Here is a 1902-nt window from a genome sequence, read left to right as displayed (position 1 = left end):
TCTCGTCTTTGACACTTAATTTTAACAAAACCCCTCTAAACCCTTGATATTAAAGGGATTAGAGGGGTTTTTATATATTTTAAAAAGTGAGTACTATTTTGCTTTTTTAGATAACTTTAAATTATTTTTCATTTTTTTAATAGTATTGATTTCATAATCAGTTCGGAAGCCGAATAATTCATGTAATTGATCGGTTAAGTGTGTGCGTTCGTAAACTGGAATATAGCCATCACCCGATGCCTTCACGACATTCATTTCCCTGAGTGTTTTTATGATTTGCTGACAAGAGAAGTTATTATCTAACTTGTGTTCGAGTATACGGTAGACGAGTAAAGCCAAAAAACATGTTAAAAAGTGTGCTTCAATTCGATCATCATTTCTAACATAAACAGGTCGTGATTTTAGTTCGGTTTTCATAATTCTAAAGCTTTCTTCAATTTCCCAACGCTGCTGATTGATTCGAATAAGTTCCAATGGATTAGACGTTAAATTTGTACAAATACCGTAGAACCCATCGTACTGCGCTTCTTTTTGTACAGCTGATTCATCAAGAGCGACTTGCATATGCTTCGCAACTTCTCCATCAGTTGTCGCGTGTTTAACTGTAATAAAGCGTGATGGATCATTGGCATGTTTCTTTTTCAAGGACGAAGGATTATCCACTTTTTTCAGTGCGCGTTCTATCTGGCGTTCGCGAACAGTTTGTTGATAATGTTTATATTTAGGTGAAAAAGTAACAAGAAGCCGTTGTTCAAGTTCTCCTTCGTTTATCCATCTTTCTTTGTAATAGGTCGCTTGATTAGTTGAACAATCATCAATGTCTGATAAATCGATGGGGCGATCGCTTGGTTTGGTTCGCCATCCGGAAGGATCTAATGCCCAATCTTTCAAATGTTTTTTTAGTTTCTTGATGGATTGGGTTGTAATAAATCCGCGATTACCTAATGTATTATAAAGGCGGTTTTTCTGAGAGGATAACCCCGCATCTGTACAGACAACAATATCAGATAGTTGAAAATCCTTAAGGATTTTCTTTTCCAAAGGCTTAAGAGAGCCCTGTTCATTTTCATTCCCACCAAAAGTTGAAAAGGCGAGAGGGAGCCCAGACGCATCCATGAATAGTCCCATTTGAACGATGGGATTAGGGCGATGTTCTTTAGATAGACCATACCGTTTCTTTCCTTCTTCCTGTTCTATCTCAAAATAGAAATTCGTACAGTCATAATACAAGATTTTTTTGTGACGTTTAACTAACTTCAAACTGTTTTTATATACCATGGATTGAATGAAGTCAGACTCTTTTTTGAGTATATCTAAGGCGCGATACATTTGATGAGGCTCGCATTGAATACCTTCTAATAATTGTTTGGCTTGTTCGAATGAACTTCGCTTGGAGTTCGGGTGCAAGATGCGCATATATATTAATTTAGAGAGAATTTCATTTAAATCATACTCAAATTTATATTTCACTTGAATATCACGCGTTACGCTAGAAAGTCCCAACTGATAATAGATCGATTGTAAAAAGAGATAACCAACATTAAAAGAACGTTGTTCATCAGATTTAATTATTCTTTCAGAATGAAAGTTGATCACACTAGGCGCTTGTTTATTCTTTTGTTCTTCTGTAAGCTTTTTGGCATATTCGCGTGCCCATTCTTCTGGATCAACACCCGGATGCTTTTCTCGAATCTCTTCTTCGTTTCCTAATGCCTCAACGACACGTGTAGTGGATTTACCATTAATATCACGAACATTTTCAATAACAGAATAAGAAATAGAATTTTTAGAAATACTCTTTTTAATGCGCAATGCTGACGCCTCGATTCACTTTAAGATACTTATATTTTATCATAGTACTAAATAGTACTCAATAATTAAAATAAAAAATTGACAAAAAAA

The 1902-nt window shown here is 35.2% G+C and carries 1 protein-coding gene; it reads right to left on the bottom strand.

Features of this window, described 5'->3' with window-relative positions:
• Positions 1-93 precede the first annotated feature (93 nt).
• A complete protein-coding gene (locus RZN25_18290) occupies positions 94-1812 on the bottom strand; it encodes a transposase (protein ID MEQ6378753.1) in 1719 nt (572 codons plus the stop codon).
• Positions 1813-1902: the final 90 nt, after the last annotated feature.

The sequence above is a fragment of the Bacillaceae bacterium S4-13-56 genome (assembly GCA_040191315.1).
In the GTDB taxonomy this organism is placed as follows: domain Bacteria; phylum Bacillota; class Bacilli; order Bacillales; family JAWJLM01; genus JAWJLM01.
The sequence above is the reverse complement of the archived record's forward strand: the minus strand, read 5'-3'. Positions and strand labels throughout refer to the sequence as shown.